Source organism: Streptomyces sirii (assembly GCF_045690365.1).
GTDB lineage: Bacteria > Actinomycetota > Actinomycetes > Streptomycetales > Streptomycetaceae > Streptomyces > Streptomyces sirii.
On sequence record NZ_CP147982.1, the window covers coordinates 2,886,117 to 2,900,162 of the forward strand.

General features: G+C 72.8%; 12 protein-coding genes. 6 read left to right on the plus strand and 6 right to left on the minus strand.

Annotated elements, in window-relative coordinates; all coding sequences use genetic code 11:
- Positions 1 to 36: 36 nt before the first annotated feature.
- Together WAB15_RS12995 and WAB15_RS13000 are read left to right on the plus strand one after the other, a co-directional pair.
- The gene (locus tag WAB15_RS12995) at positions 37 to 1,191 is read left to right on the plus strand and encodes a sensor histidine kinase (RefSeq protein WP_407289214.1); all 1,155 of its coding nucleotides are present in this window, start codon (positions 37 to 39) and stop codon (positions 1,189 to 1,191) included.
- Between the two features lie 35 nt (positions 1,192 to 1,226).
- Positions 1,227 to 1,868: a response regulator gene (locus WAB15_RS13000; protein ID WP_399149854.1), complete on the plus strand. Its 642-nt coding sequence runs from the start codon at positions 1,227 to 1,229 to the stop codon at positions 1,866 to 1,868.
- Positions 1,869 to 1,889: 21 nt separating this feature from the next.
- Here the strand turns inward: WAB15_RS13000 and WAB15_RS13005 are convergent, their stop codons facing one another.
- From WAB15_RS13005 to WAB15_RS13015, 3 genes are all read right to left on the minus strand, one after another.
- The gene (locus WAB15_RS13005; protein WP_407286308.1) at positions 1,890 to 3,353 is read right to left on the minus strand and encodes an MFS transporter; all 1,464 of its coding nucleotides are present in this window, start codon (positions 3,351 to 3,353) and stop codon (positions 1,890 to 1,892) included.
- Between the two features lie 112 nt (positions 3,354 to 3,465).
- The gene (locus tag WAB15_RS13010; RefSeq protein ID WP_407286309.1) at positions 3,466 to 4,659 is read right to left on the minus strand and encodes a lipid-transfer protein; all 1,194 of its coding nucleotides are present in this window, start codon (positions 4,657 to 4,659) and stop codon (positions 3,466 to 3,468) included.
- Between the two features lie 52 nt (positions 4,660 to 4,711).
- Positions 4,712 to 6,892, minus strand: a complete 2,181-nt coding sequence (locus WAB15_RS13015; protein WP_407286310.1) for an acyl-CoA dehydrogenase — start codon at positions 6,890 to 6,892, stop codon at positions 4,712 to 4,714.
- A 453-nt stretch (positions 6,893 to 7,345) separates the two neighbouring features.
- Here WAB15_RS13015 and WAB15_RS13020 point away from each other — a divergent pair, with 453 nt between their 5' ends.
- The 4 genes from WAB15_RS13020 (at position 7,346) to WAB15_RS13035 (ending at position 11,235) form a co-directional block, all read left to right on the plus strand.
- A complete protein-coding gene (locus tag WAB15_RS13020; RefSeq protein WP_399149850.1) occupies positions 7,346 to 8,005 on the plus strand; it encodes a class I SAM-dependent methyltransferase in 660 nt (219 codons plus the stop codon).
- Positions 8,006 to 8,024: 19 nt separating this feature from the next.
- A complete protein-coding gene (locus tag WAB15_RS13025) occupies positions 8,025 to 8,969 on the plus strand; it encodes an N-acetylmuramoyl-L-alanine amidase (RefSeq protein ID WP_407286311.1) in 945 nt (314 codons plus the stop codon).
- Between the two features lie 202 nt (positions 8,970 to 9,171).
- Positions 9,172 to 10,023 (plus strand): DUF5336 domain-containing protein, encoded by an 852-nt coding sequence (locus WAB15_RS13030; protein WP_407286312.1) that lies wholly within the window; start codon positions 9,172 to 9,174, stop codon positions 10,021 to 10,023.
- A 201-nt stretch (positions 10,024 to 10,224) separates the two neighbouring features.
- Positions 10,225 to 11,235, plus strand: a complete 1,011-nt coding sequence (locus WAB15_RS13035; protein ID WP_407286313.1) for an LLM class F420-dependent oxidoreductase — start codon at positions 10,225 to 10,227, stop codon at positions 11,233 to 11,235.
- Between the two features lie 15 nt (positions 11,236 to 11,250).
- On the opposite strand, the gene WAB15_RS13040 is transcribed toward WAB15_RS13035, so the two are convergent.
- The 3 genes from WAB15_RS13040 to WAB15_RS13050 all read right to left on the minus strand — a co-directional run bounded on the left by WAB15_RS13040 (position 11,251) and on the right by WAB15_RS13050 (position 14,039).
- Entirely contained in the window at positions 11,251 to 12,054 is an 804-nt protein-coding gene (locus WAB15_RS13040) for a maleylpyruvate isomerase family mycothiol-dependent enzyme (protein WP_407286314.1), read from the minus strand.
- Positions 12,055 to 12,147: 93 nt separating this feature from the next.
- Positions 12,148 to 13,218, minus strand: a complete 1,071-nt coding sequence (locus WAB15_RS13045) for a prenyltransferase/squalene oxidase repeat-containing protein (RefSeq protein WP_399149845.1) — start codon at positions 13,216 to 13,218, stop codon at positions 12,148 to 12,150.
- A complete protein-coding gene (locus tag WAB15_RS13050; protein WP_407286315.1) occupies positions 13,215 to 14,039 on the minus strand; it encodes a class I SAM-dependent methyltransferase in 825 nt (274 codons plus the stop codon). The genes WAB15_RS13045 and WAB15_RS13050 overlap by 4 nt, the downstream gene beginning before the upstream one ends.
- Positions 14,040 to 14,046 lie beyond the last annotated feature (7 nt).

Genomic DNA, 14,046 nt, shown 5'->3' on the forward strand with positions numbered 1-14,046 from the left:
GCGTGCGCCACGCGGACGACATCGGCGAGGTCGGGGATCACGAAGCCGGACAGGGGGCCGGGGAAGTGCGCCTTCCTGCCCTGGCTCCTGATGGGCCTGGGGGCCTTCTCCAACATCATCCAGGGCAAGACGGACAACCCCTGGCTGGCCGGCCTCGGACTGCTCGCCTTCAACTCCTTCTACATCAGCGTCGTGTGGTCCTCCTTCAACCCGAGGCGTCGCGACTCCCGCTATCCGCTCATCGCCCTGGGGGTGCTGACCGCCATCACCTTCGCCATCGCGCTCGGGTTCGGCGGCAACTGGTTCCTGTTCTTCCCGCTGCTGTCGCTGGCCTCCGGCACGGTCCGCGCCCTGCGGGGCAAGAAACTCGCCCTCTGGCTGATCTCCCTCAGCGGTGCGGCCGGATATCTGGCCGGCTGGCGCGACGGCGACCCCTCCGAATCGTTCGGCATCGGATACGGCACGTTCCTGTCCGGCATGGTGACGGCCACGGTCCTGAGCCTGTTCGACACCATCCAGGAACTGAACGCCACCCGCCAGGAACTCGCTCGGAGCGCCGTGGAGAAGGAGCGGCTGCGCTTCTCCCGCGATCTGCACGACCTGCTGGGGCACACCCTGTCCGTGGTGGTGGTCAAGGCCGAGGCCGTCCGCCGACTGGCACCGCGCAATCTGGACGCGGCGCTCGCCCAGGCCGCCGACATCGAGGCGGTCGGCCGGCAGGCGCTGACCGAGATCCGCGAGGCGGTCAGCGGCTATCGCGAGGGCAGCCTGTCCACGGAACTGGACCGGGCCCGTTCGGCACTGGAGGCCGCCGGTATCGAACCCTTCGTACGCCAGGCCGGGCCGCCGCTGTCCTCGCAGACCGGCGCGCTGCTGGGCTGGGTGGTCCGCGAGGGTGTCACCAACACCGTCCGGCACAGCGGCGCCACCCGCTGCGAGATCGACGTGCACGCCGACGAGGAGCGGGTACGGCTGACGATCACCGACGACGGCCGTGGTCCCGTAGGCACCGCCGCGGCCACGGCCCGCGGCCTGGAAGGCGGCACCGGCCTGAAGGGGCTCACCGAGCGGCTGGCCGCGGCGGGCGGCACCCTGCACAGCGGCCCGGACGGCCGACGCGGCTTCCGTGTCAGGGCCGAACTCCCGGTCGGCGCGGCCGATATGCCGGACGTCGAGGAGTCGCCGAGGTGATCAAGGACGTGACAGGTGCTGGCTACTCTTGGCGTATGACCGACGCGCCGGACCAGCAGTCCCCCGTACGACCGGTACGAGTCCTCCTCGCCGAGGACCAGGGGATGATGCGGGGCGCCCTGGCGCTGCTGCTCGACCTGGAGGAGGACATGGAGGTCGTGGCGCAGGTGGCGGCGGGCGACCAGATCGTCACCACCGCCCTGGACGCCCGTCCCGACATCGCCCTCCTGGACATCGAACTCCCCGGCCGCAGCGGCCTGGACGCCGCGGCCGACCTGCGCACACAGCTGCCGTCCTGCAAGGTGCTGATCGTGACGACCTTCGGCCGGCCCGGCTATCTGCGGCGCGCCATGGAGGCCGGGGCGTCCGGCTTCCTGGTGAAGGACGGCCCGGTGGAGGAGCTGGCGGCGGCGATCCGCCGGGTGCTCGCCGGAGAGCGGGTGATCGATCCGGGCCTGGCCGCGGCCGCGCTGAGCGCCGGTCCCAGTCCGCTGACCCAGCGCGAGCGCGATGTCCTCACCGCCGCGGTGGACGGCGCCACGGTCGCCGATATCGCCGGCAGGCTCCATCTCTCCCAGGCCACCGTCCGCAACTACCTCTCCGCGGCCATCGGCAAGACCGGCACCCGCAACCGCATGGAGGCGGTACGGGCGGCCCGGCAGAACGGGTGGCTGTAAGGGGCGGTCCCTCAGGCGGGCCTACTCCTGGGCGGAGCCCTGCCCGTGGGCGGTGTCCGTCCGGCGCCTGGGCAGGGCGATCACCATCAGCGCGATGGCGCCCAGCAGGACCACCGTGCCGACCTGGAAGGCCAGTCCGTAGCCGTCCGCCAGGGCCTTCGCACCATGCCCGGACTCGATGCGGGCGGCGGCGACGGTGGACAGGATCGACAGGCCCAGCGCACCGCCCATTTGGCGGGAGGTGTTGATCAGGCCGGAGACCAGGCCCTGGTCGGCGGGGTCGGCGCCGGAGGTGGCGATGGCGGCGACCGGTGTCGCCGTCAGGCCCGCGCCCAGCGCCATCAGGATGCCGGGGCCGAGGAGCGTGCCCAGGTACGTGCCGTCGACGCCCATCGCGCCCTGCCAGGCCATGCCCGCCGCGGAGATCACCGCACCGGCGACGGCCAGGGTCTTGGCGCCCATCCGGTTCATCAGCCGCGGCCCGATCTTGGAGCCGAGGACGATGCTCAGCGAGTGCGGAATGAAGGACAGCCCGGCCTGCAGCGGCGGGTAGCCCAGCACGTTCTGCATGTAGAGCGACAGGAAATACCACATCGAGAACATCGCGCCGCCGAGCAGCACCATTGCCGCATTCGCCGAGGAGACCGGGCGCAGCCGGAAGAGCCCCAGCGGCATCAACGGCGCCTTGGCCCGTGCCTCGACGGCGAGGAAGACCGCGAGCACGACCAGCCCGGCGGCCAGCGGCAGCAGCGCGGACGCCGACGTCCAGCCGTCCGTCTCGGTCTGCACGATCCCGTACGCCACGAGCCCCAGCCCGCCGGTCACCAGCAGCGCGCCCGGCACATCGAGCCGCCGCACGAGGCCCTGCCGGCTCTCGGTGAGCCACAGCACCGCACCGACCAGCACCAGCGCCCCGACCGGCACATTGATCAGCAGCACCCAGCGCCACGACAGGAACTCGGTGAGCACCCCGCCGACCAGACCGCCCACCGCGCCGCCGCCGGCGCCGACCGCCGTCCAGGTGGCGATGGCCCGGGTACGGGCCGGACCGGCCGGGAACGACGTGGTCAGAATCGTGAGAGTGGCCGGGGAGAGCACGGCGGCACCGATGCCCTGCACCGCTCGCGCCGTGATCAGCTGCCACGGCTGCTGCGCCAGCCCGCCCCCCAGGCTGGCGACGGTGAACAGCGCCAGCCCGACGACGAACACCCGCTTGCGGCCGAAGAGGTCCGCGGCCCGGCCGCCGAGCAGCATGAAGCCGGCGAAGGTGATGACGTACGCGTTGACGATCCACTGCAGGCCCAACTCGCTCAGCCCCAGCCCGGTCCGTACGGCGGGCAGCGCCACGTTCACGACGGAGACGTCCAGGACGACCAGGAACTGTCCGGCGCAGACCAGGAGCATCACCAGCCAGGCCGGTGCGGCCGTGCGGCGCGGAGTTTCGGACAGGGTCGCGGGGGAGGCTATCGGGGGCATGCGGACCATGCTCGCATTCGCCGTTTGCCTCCCGCATCGGGATATCGGTGCATCTACCACCGGACCCGGGGACCTAGGTCGCGAGGCGGAGTCCGGGGCCGCCCCACCGGCCTCACCGGCCTCACCGCCGCAGCAGCGTCACCACCGCCGCCCCGCCCAGCCCGATGTTGTGGGCCAGGCCCACCCGCGCGCCGGGGACCTGGCGTTCGCCCGCCGTGCCGCGGAGTTGCCAGACCAGCTCCGCGACCTGGGCCAGGCCCGTCGCGCCCAGCGGATGCCCCTTGGAGATCAGGCCGCCGGAGGGGTTGACCACCCAGCGGCCGCCGTAGGTCGTGGCGCCTTCGGCGACCAGCTTCCCGGACTCCCCGTCCGCGCACATGCCCAACGCCTCATACGTCAGCAGCTCATTGACCGAGAAGCAGTCGTGCAGCTCGATGACGTCGACGTCCTCGATGCCCAGGCCGCTGGCCGCGTACACCTGCCGGGCCGCGGCGCGCGACATCGGCTTGCCGACCACGTCGATGCAGGAGCCGGAGGCGAAACCGTCCTCGGTATCGGTCGTCATGGCCTGTGCGGCGATCTCCACCGCCCGGTCGGCCAGCCCGTGTTCGCGGACGAACCGCTCGGAGGCGACGACCGCCGCAGCCGCCCCGTCCGAGGTCGGCGAGCACTGGAGCTTGGTCAGCGGACGGTGGATGGTCTTGGCGGCGAGGACCTCCTCGACCGTGTAGACGTCCTGGAACTGGGCGTGGGGGTTGTGCGCGGAGTGCCGGTGGTTCTTCGCGCCGACCGCGGCGAGCTGCTCCGCCGTGGTGCCGTAGCGCTCCATGTGCTCACGGGCCGCGTTGCCGAAGATCTGGGCGGTGGGCGGGGTCCGCTCGAAGCCGTGGGCGGCCGCCATCACGCCGTAGTGGCGGGCCACCGGGGACGTGCTGAAGTCAGTTCCGTCCGCGCCGCCGCCCAGCGCACCGCGGCGCATCTTCTCGAAGCCGAGCGCCAGTACGCAGTCGTTGATCCCCGCCTCGACGAACTGCCGCGCCATCATCAGCGCGGTCGAGGCGGTCGCGCAGTTGTTGTTGACGTTGTAGACGGGGATGCCGGTGAGGCCGAGTTCGTACACGGCGCGCTGGCCCGCCGTCGAGGCCTGGTAGCAGTAGCCGACCGGCACCTGCTCGACCGCCTCGTAGCCGATCCCCGCGTCGGCCAGCGCCTTGCCGCCCGCCTCCTTCGCCATGTCCCAGTACTGCCACTCGCGGGTCTCGGGCTTCTCGAACTTGGTCATCCCGACGCCGACGAGGTACGCCTTGCCAGCCATACGTGTCCTCCTGGAGAGGTAGCGGTGCGGCAGATGAAGGGGCTGCGGTGCGTCACATGAGGGGACGGGGCTCCGGGTCGCGGGGCAGGCCGAGCAGCCGCTCCGCGACGACGTTGCGCTGCACCTGGGTGGTGCCGCCGGCGATGGTCAGACAGCGCGACATCAAGAAGCCGTGCAGCGCCCGCTCGCCAACGCCCTCGCGCACCGCGCCGGCCGGGCCGAGGAGTTCCAGCGCCAGTTCGGCGACCTTCTGCTGGTGCGGGGTCTGCACCAGCTTGCGGATGCTGGCGCCGGCGCCCGGTTCCAGGCCCGACACCTGCTGGAGCGTGGTCCGCAGCCCGATGCAGCCCAGGGCGTGCGCCTCGGCGGCCAGCGCGCCGAGCCGGACGTGTACCGACGCGTCCAGTCCGTCGGCGCGGTCGAGGAGCGCCTCCAGACCGGTGTCGAAGGTCAACTGGTCGGCCATGTGGACGCGTTCGTTGTCCAGGGTGGTGCGGGCCACCCGCCAGCCGTTGTCGACCTCGCCGACCACGGCGTCGGCCGGCAGCAGCACATCGTCGAAGTAGACCTCGTTGAACAGCGCGTCGCCGGTGATCTCCTTCAGCGGCCGGATCTCGATGCCGGGGGTCGCCATGTCGACGAGGAAGAACGTCAGCCCCTTGTGCTTGGGCGCGTCCGGGTTGGTGCGGGCGAGCAGGATCCCGTGGCTCGACCACTGGGCCGCCGAGGTCCACACCTTCTGGCCGTTGACCCGCCAGCCGCCGTCCACCCGCTCGGCGCGGGTCCGCAGCGACGCCAGGTCGGAACCGGCCTCCGGCTCGGAGAACAGCTGGCACCACAGCAGTTCTCCGCGCAGCGTCGGCAGCATGAGGCGCTGCTGCTGCTCCCGGGTGCCGTGGGCGATCAGGGAGGGCACCACCCAGGTGGCGATGCCCAGATCGCTGATCTTGACCCCGGCGGCGGCCAACTCCTGCTGGATCGCCAGCTGCCGGAGGGGCCCGGCGCCCAGGCCGTAGGGCTCGGGGAGGTGCGGCGCGGCATAGCCGGTGGGTGCCAGCGCCCGGCGTACCGCCGCGGGGTCCAGTCCGCGTACGCCGTCGACGACCGTACGGGCCTCGGCGCGGTACTCGTCCGCCTCGGCGGGGAGTTCCAGGCGCAGCGCGCGGCGGGCGCCGTCGGCGGCGTAGCGGGCGGCGCGCAGCCGGTGGGTGTCGCCGCCGCCCAGCAGCTGGCGGGCCGCGGTCGCCCGCCGCAGGTGGAGGTGGGCGTCGTGCTCCCAGGTGAAGCCGATGCCGCCGAGGATCTGGATGCAGTCCTTGGCGCAGCTGAAGGCGGCGTCCAGGGCGGTGGCGGTGGCCAGCGCCGCGACCAGTCCGCGGACCTCGGGCGTCTGGTCCAGCGCCCGGGCCGCGTCCCAGACCAGGGCACGGGCCTGCTCGCAGCGCACGAGCAGGTCGGCGCAGAGGTGTTTGACCCCCTGGAACTGACCGATCGGACGGCCGAACTGCTCGCGTACGGCGGCGTGTGCGGCGGCGGTGTGCAGCGCCCAGGCCGCCGTTCCGCAGCTCTCCGCGGCGAACAGCACCCCGGCCAGGTCCCGGACGAGGGCGCCGTCGACGGCCAGCACCCGCTCGCCGGGCACCCGCACCTCCTCCGCACGCACCTCGGCGGTCGGCCGGGTCGGGTCGGCGCTCTCCTGGGGACGTACGTCCAGCGCGTCGGCGTCGACGGCGCACCAGACGGGTCCGGTGGCTCCTTCGCCCGCCAGCAGGATCAGATCGGCGTCGGCGCCGGCGAGGACCGGGGGCGCGGTGCCGTCCAGGACGTAGCCGTCGGCGGCCTCAGCGGCGGTGAGCGAGCCCGGACCGAACGCGACGGCGGCGATCCGTTCGCCGGCGACAAGGGCCCGTACGAGAGTGTGCTCGCCGGCGCGGTGCAGCAGTTCGGCGGCGAGGACGGTGGGCAGATACGGGCCGGGGAGCGCGGCGCGGCCCAGTTGCTCCAACACGACGGCGAGGTCGAGCAGTTCGCCGCCGCCTCCGCCGTCGGCCTCGGGGAGATGGAGTCCGAGCAGCCCTTGCGCCGCGAGCCCGTCCCAGTAGGCGGGCCGCCCGTGGCGCCCGGGCGCGGCGTCGAGCAGCTTGCGCACCTCCTCGGGCGGTACGGCCCGTGCGGCCCAGCCGCCCGCCGCCTCGGCAAGGTCACGGTGCTCCTGTGTGATTCCGATGCCCATGCGGGGCAGATTAGAACACGTTCCAATCTGACGGAAGGTCGGATGCGGCGGGATTCGGGGTCGGGCGGAGCCGGCAGCCGGCCCGGGAGTGAGCCTGCGGAAGCGGAGAAGCGGACCCGGAAGCGGGGCCCGGAAACGGCGGGTGAAATTCCGCTACCGGGCCGGTTCGCCTTTCCCCGGCAGCCTCCCCGCGCCCACACGGATTCGCCGCTTTCGGGCATCGGCGAAACGGCCGCCGAAAATCGACGGGAACGGGCGTCAAACGGCAGATGCCGGGACCTGCGCCCCTCGGACGGAAGAGCGGACAGCGGGAAATGCGCCCCCGTTCCGATATCCGTATACGCCTTACGCCCCTATGCCATACCTCATAAGCCCCACAACAGACCCCCGCACCACCCGCCCCACCTCGTACGGCACGATGAGCCATCTGACCGCACCACCTGGAGGAAGCCCATGTCCGCTCCCACGGCTCAGCCCGCTCCGCGACCGGAGATCCTCGCCGCGTTCGAGGCGGCGAAGGGCTTTATGCCCGTGGACGAGGGGCTCGCCCTGTATGCCGCGGCGGTCGAGGCGGCGGCGCTCGGGCTGCCCCTGGTGGAGGTCGGCACCTATTGCGGCCGGTCCACCATCCTGCTCGCCGACGCGGCGCGCGGCGCCGGGGTGATGGCCGTCACCGTCGACCACCACCGGGGCAGCGAGGAGCAGCAGCCCGGCTGGGAGTACCACGACCCCTCCGTCGTCGACCCCGAAGTCGGCCGAATGGACACGCTGCCCACCTTCCGCCGCACCCTGCACGCCGCCGGGCTGGAGGATCAGGTGATCGCCCTGGTGGGCCGGTCGCCGCAGATCGCGGCCCTGTGGCAGGCGCCGGTCGGCCTGGTCTTCGTCGACGGCGGGCACACCGACGAGCACGCCCGTGCCGACTACGAGGGCTGGGCCCCGCAGATCGCGCCCGACGGGCTGCTGGTCATCCACGACGTCTTCGCGGACCCGGCGGACGGCGGCCAGGCCCCGCACCGCATCTACCGCAGGGCGCTGGAGTCCGGCGCCTTCACCGAGATCTCCGCGCACGGGTCGCTGCACGTCCTGCGGCGCACCGGCGCCGGAATCTGAGCGGGCTACCATCGCGAACGTGTCGAACGGCAGCACTTTCCCCCCGCCCCGCCGCCTGCGCGGCACCCTGCTCCTGGTGCTGGTGGCGGTGGTGGTCGTCGGCCTCGGGGGCTGGCTGTTCTGGCGGTCGTCGGGCGGCGAGCCGCCACGAGCCGGGCAGCCCGCACCGGGCCGGTCCGCCGACGACGAGGCGGCCGCCGGCACGGCGGGGCACGGCGGCTCCCCCGACGGCACGGACGGGCGGGGACACACCCCGGGTGACGGCTCCGGCACGGCCGGCCCGCCGCGCGGCAGCCTCAAGGGCAGGACCGTGGCGATCGACCCCGGCCATAATCCGCACAACCGCGACCACGGCCGGGAGATCGCCCGGTTGGTGAACATCGGCAACGAGCGCAAGGAGTGCGACACCACCGGTACCGCCACCAACGACGACTACCCGGAGGCGTCCTTCACCCTGGACGTCGCCCGCCGGGCCCGCACGCTCCTCGAACGCCGGGGCGCCAAGGTCGTCTTCACCCAGGACGGCGACCGGCCGTACGGGCCGTGCGTGGACGAGCGCGCGGCCATCGGGAACAAGGCGCACGCCGATGCCGCGCTCTCCCTGCACGCCGACGGTTCGGGCGCCGGGAACCGCGGCTTCCACGTGATCCTGCCCGCCCGCGTCACGGCCGGCTCGGCGGACACCTCCGACATCGTCAAGCCCTCGCGGCGGCTCGGCGAAGGGCTGGCCCGCCGGTTCATGGCGGTAACCGGAAGCGATCCGTCCAATTACATCGGGGACGGGACGGGCCTCGACGTGCGCTCCGACCTCGGCGGCCTCAACCTCTCCACGGTGCCGAAGGTGTTCATCGAGTGCGGCAATATGCGCGATCCGAAGGACGCCGCGCAATTGACCGATCCCAAGTGGCGGCAGAAAGCGGCCCTCGGGATCACCGAGGGCATTACGGACTTCCTGACGCACTGACCGCGACCGCCGCGGCCGGATCCGATACCCGCCGATACGGGCCCGCGGTGCGGATCCGATGCACCGTCCGATAGCACGCGGAAACGAACACGACGACCCGCCGGATTCGGCGATAGGTTCCCCTTTACGATGGGTGGCCACCGCCGTGCCTCGCACCGCGACAGCGACGACCAGACCCACGAAAGAGACAAAGGACCCTTACGTGAACATCCGCTCCCTCACTCGAGGCGACGGCGTGGTGATCGGAGCAGCGGTGTTGCTGTTCATCGCCTCGTTCCTCGATTCCACCGGCGGCCCGGACTGCTCCGGCCCGCTCGCCAAGTACTGCGAGGCCCAGAGCTACAGCAGCGTCAACGCCTGGGACGTGCTGTCGACCCTCATGAGCGTGTACCTGGCCGGTGTGATCGGCGCAGCGATCATCGTCGCCAGCCGTGCGCTGCCGCAGCCGCGCAAGATCGCCGGGCTCGACCTGGGGCAGTTCGGCGTCGCCCTCAGCATCTTCGCGGCGTGGACCGCGTTCTGGACCATCATCGACTCCCACAACGCCGGCGCCGGTCTGATCCTCGGTCTGATCGCCGCGCTGATCCTGGCCGGCGGCGCGGTAGCCACGCCGCTCGTCCCGGCGCTGAAGGTCGCCCTGATGCCCGCCCCCAAGGCACCGGCCGCCGCCCCGTACGGGGCCGGCCCCACCCCGGGTTACGGCTACCCCGGCGCGCAGCAGCAGCAGGCGAGCCAGGGCTACGGCTACCCGGGCGGCCAGCAGCCGCAGGCGGGCCAGACCCACGGCCAGCAGGCGCCGGTCGACGCCACGGCCGGCGGTCCGGCCGGCGCCACCCCGGCGGCCGGGAGCCCGGCGGACTTCGCGCCGTTCTGGTTCGCGGTGCCCGTCGCGCGTCCGCTGTACGGCGAGGACGGCGCCCCGGCGCCGATCGCCGAACTGGCGCCCGGCACCTGGTACCTCGCGGTGGAGCAGCGCGGTCAGGCCCTGATCGCGCAGACCCAGGACGGCCGGCGCGGCGTCCTGCAGGACACCACCGGCATCCAGCGCGGCTGACACCGGACGGGCCGCCGGGCGAGAGCCCGGCGGACGACCGGACGCGCAGCGGTCCTTTCGCGGCCCCTCGCCCCTCGCGGGCGGGGGGCCGTTGCACTGCCCACGAGGCCGCCGTACAGTTCGCCGGAAACCCGTATCTGACGCCGCGTCAGAAGCAGGCCGGCGAGCGGTCGGCGGCACCGTCGGAGAGAGGCGATCGGCATGCGACTCGGTCTGGCACTGGGCTACTGGGGACGTGGCCCCGACCCCCGGCACCTCGAACTGGCCCGCGAGGCCGAGCGGCTGGGCTACGACTCGGTGTGGACCGCGGAGGCCTGGGGCTCGGACGCCTTCACCGCGCTCACCTGGATCGCCGCCCACACCTCCCGTATCCGGCTGGGTACCGGCATCGCGCAGATGGCCGCCCGCACCCCCACCGCCACCGCGATGCACGCCCTGACCCTCGACCACCTCTCGGGCGGACGGGTGCTGCTGGGCCTGGGGCTGTCCGGGCCGCAGGTCGTCGAGGGGTGGTACGGACGGCCGTTCCCCAAGAGCCCGCTGACCGCCACCCGGGAGTACGTGGAGGTGATCCGCCAAGTCCTGCGCCGTGAGGGGCCGGTGGAGGTGGACGGGCTCTTCCACTCCCACCCCTACCGGGGCGCGGACGGCACCGGCCTCGGCAAACCGCTCAAGCCCATCACCCATCCACTGCGCGGCGACCTGCCGGTCCTGCTGGGCGCGGAGGGCCCCAAGAACATCGCCCAGACGGCCAGGATCGGGGACGGCTGGCTGCCGCTGTACTGGTCCCCGCAGCGCACCGACGTCTACCGGGCGTCGCTGGCGCACGCCCCCGAGGGCTTCCTCATCGCCCCGATGGCGCGCGCCGTGGTCTGCGACGACGTCGCCGAGGGGCTGCTGCCGGTCAAGGCGATGCTGGGCTTCTACATCGGCGGAATGGGCCACGCGGCCAAGAACTTCCACGCCGACCTGATGGCGCGGATGGGCTTCGAGGAGGAGGCCCGGCGGGTGCAGCGGCTCTTCCTCGAAGGCCGCAGGGAGGACGCCGTACGCGCCGTGCCGGACGCCTTCGCCGACGAGATCTCCCTGGTCGGCCCGCGTGAACGGATCGCGGAGCGGCTGGAGTTGTGGCGCACGGGCCCGGTCACCGACCTGCTGGTCACCGCGCCGGACCCGCACACCCTGCGGGTGCTGGCCGAGCTGAACTCCTGAACCCGGCCCGGCCGCTCACCCGAAGCTCGCCCACTCCAGCCACTGGTCGAGCACCGCCCGCTCGCCCAGCACCTCCACCCGGTCGCTGTCGGCGGGCAGCCTGCGATAGAGGACCAGGAGGGCATCGGTGAGGCTGCCGCGCAGCGCGACCGCGGCCTTCTCGTGGGTGCGCCGGTGGGAGGGCGCCTCCCCCGTGAGATCGAGCAGCCACTCGGCGTTCAGCTCGGGCGGGGCGTCGGTGGCGTGGACGTGGATCGTCCGGCCGGGGCCGAACGCCTTGCGCCCGCGCTCGGCGAAGCGGGCCACCACCGCCGGCAGTTCGCCGATCTGCAGCCACTCCTCCAGACAGTCCGCGGCGACCGGCGCCGGAAGGTCGAAGGGGACGCCGGCGGTGAGCGCGGCATCGGCGCGGTGGACGGCCGTCTCGTGGACCATCCGGCGGGCCCAGAACCCCGCGTGGTGGGCCGTCGTCCAGCTCCACACCTTGGCGTCGGGGCCTGCTTCCCGCAGCGCGGCCACGGTCTGCTCGACGCCCGCCGTCAGCCAGGCGTCCAGCGCCACCGCGTCCTCGCCCTCGGGCCCGGCGCTCTCGGGGACGTCCGCAGGGTCGACGTTCTCGGAAGCGCGGGTGGCGACGAGGGTGCCGACCCAGCGATGCGCACCCCCGACATGCCGGGCGAGATCGGCGAGCGTCCAGTCGGGGCAGGTCGGCACGGTCGCCGACAGATCGGCGCCGCGGAGGATCTCGCGGAACTCGGCGGTCTCGGCGAGAAGTTGGGCGCAGTATTCCTCGTGGGTGAGGGAGCCTTGGAGAGCCATGCGTCGCACAGTAGTGCGCATCGCGGCCCCGGGGTGTCCTAATTCGCGGCGCGCCGGGGCCGCTGATGCCGCGCGGCCGAAGCCGCGCCGCGCCTACCGGCAGCAGTCCGGATCGAGCCCCGTCGGCAGCCGTTCGCCGCCGAAGACCGACGTCGTCGCCTCGTCGCCGCCCACTGCCGCGACCGCGAGCAGCAGCGAACCGGCCGTCCAGGAGGTGAGTTCGCGCGGCCAGATCGCGTCGTCGTCGAAGACGTAGCCGGTCCAGTACATGCCGTCCTCGGCGCGCAGATGCTGTATCCACTTGAGGATCTGCACGGCCCGCTCGGACTCCCCCATGGCCCACAGGGCGAGCGCCAGCTCCGCGCTCTCGCCGCCGGTGACCCAGGGGTTGGGCAGTACGCAGCGCACACCCAGCCCCGGGACCACGAAGCTCTCCCAGGAGGCGTCGATGCGCTCCCGGGCCGCCTCGCCGCGGACCGCGCCGCCCAGGATCGGGTAGTACCAGTCCATGGAGTAGCGGCCCTTGTCCAGGAACCGCTCGGGGTGGCTGCGTATCGCATGGCCCAGCCGGCCGACCGCCAGCTCCCAGTCGGGCTGCGGCTCCTCGCGCTGCTCGGCGAGCGCGAGGGCGCAGCGCAGCGCCTGGTAGATGGAGGACGAGCCGGTCAGCAGCGCGTCGTTGACGGGGGTGCCGTCGTCCTCGCGCTTCCAGCCGATCTCGCCGCCGGGCTGCTGGAGCTCCAGGACGTAGGAGATCGCCGCGGAGACCGCGGGCCACATGCGGTCGACGAAGGTCTCGTCGCCGGTCGACAGGAAGTGGTGCCAGACGCCGACCGCGATGTAGGCGCAGAAGTTGGTCTCCCGGCCGCGGTCGGTGGGCGCTTCGGCATCACCGTCGGCGTAGGCCGCATACCAGGAACCGTCCGGGTTCTGGTGGCGCGCCAGCCAGTCGTACGCGGCCTCGGCGCGCTCGTGTTCGCCGGCCGCGTCCAGGGCCATGGCGGCCTCGGTGTGGTCCCACGGGTCGAGGTGGTGGCCCCGGAACCAGGGGATCGCGCCGTCCTCGCGCTGGGTCGCCAGGATGCCGGCGACCGTGGCGGCCGCCTGTTCAGCGGTGAGCACCCCCGGCAGGACGAGCCGTTCGGTACGCCCGGGACTCGTCACTTGGCGGCCCCGGCGGAGGCCTTGGCGGAGGACTTGGCGGAGGACTTGGCGGAGGACTTGGTCGAGCGGCGGGCGGGCTCGGCGGGGGCGGCGGCCGGCGCCTCGGGCAGATGCGGCTTGGTGGCGTAGACGACGAAGCTCTTGCCGATGACGGGGTTGAGCGCCCGCTCGGCGAGCCGGGTGGCCAGCGGCTTCTTCATGATGTCCCAGACCAGCAGCTTGTGGTACGCCTGCACCGGCAGCGCCTTGTCGTTGTCCACCCCGAAGGCGCACTTGAGCCACCAGTAGGGACTGTGGAGCCCGTGGGCGTGGTGCGTTCCGTAGGGCTCCAGGCCTGCCTGACGCATCTTGCCCAGCAGCTCGTCGCCGCGGTAGATGCGGATATGGCCACCCTCGACCTCGTGGTAGGCGTCGCTGAGCGCCCAGCAGATCTTCTCGGGGCCGTAGCGGGGCACGGTGACGGCGATCCGGCCGCCGGGCCGCAGGACGCGCACCATCTCGGCGAGCACCCCCTTGTCGTCCGGGATGTGCTCCATCACCTCGGAGATGATCACGACGTCGAAGCTGTCGTCGGGGAACGGCAGGGCCAGCGCATCGCCTTCCATGGCGGTGGCGGAGGCGCCCGCCGGAGCCTCGCCCGCCTCCTCCATCGCCGCGAACCACTTGGCGACCTCGCGGATCTCCTCACCGTTCTGGTCGAGGGCGACGACCTGCGCGCCGCGCCGGTAACACTCGAAGGCGTGCCGGCCGGCGCCGCAGCCCAGGTCGAGCACGCGGTCGCCCGGAGCGAGCGGGAAACGGGAAAAGTCGACGGTCAGCACGGGGTTC

What these genes read in the sequence shown, in the direction of transcription:
- WAB15_RS13000 (WP_399149854.1), top strand. Translation starts at nt 1,227, where the DNA reads ATGACCGACGCGCCGGACCAGCAGTCCCCCGTACGACCGGTACGAGTC.
- WAB15_RS13005 (WP_407286308.1), bottom strand. Translation starts at nt 3,353, where the DNA reads ATGGTCCGCATGCCCCCGATAGCCTCCCCCGCGACCCTGTCCGAAACT.
- WAB15_RS13010 (WP_407286309.1), bottom strand. Translation starts at nt 4,659, where the DNA reads ATGGCTGGCAAGGCGTACCTCGTCGGCGTCGGGATGACCAAGTTCGAG.
- WAB15_RS13015 (WP_407286310.1), bottom strand. Translation starts at nt 6,892, where the DNA reads ATGGGCATCGGAATCACACAGGAGCACCGTGACCTTGCCGAGGCGGCG.
- WAB15_RS13020 (WP_399149850.1), top strand. Translation starts at nt 7,346, where the DNA reads ATGTCCGCTCCCACGGCTCAGCCCGCTCCGCGACCGGAGATCCTCGCC.
- WAB15_RS13035 (WP_407286313.1), top strand. Translation starts at nt 10,225, where the DNA reads ATGCGACTCGGTCTGGCACTGGGCTACTGGGGACGTGGCCCCGACCCC.
- WAB15_RS13040 (WP_407286314.1), bottom strand. Translation starts at nt 12,054, where the DNA reads ATGGCTCTCCAAGGCTCCCTCACCCACGAGGAATACTGCGCCCAACTT.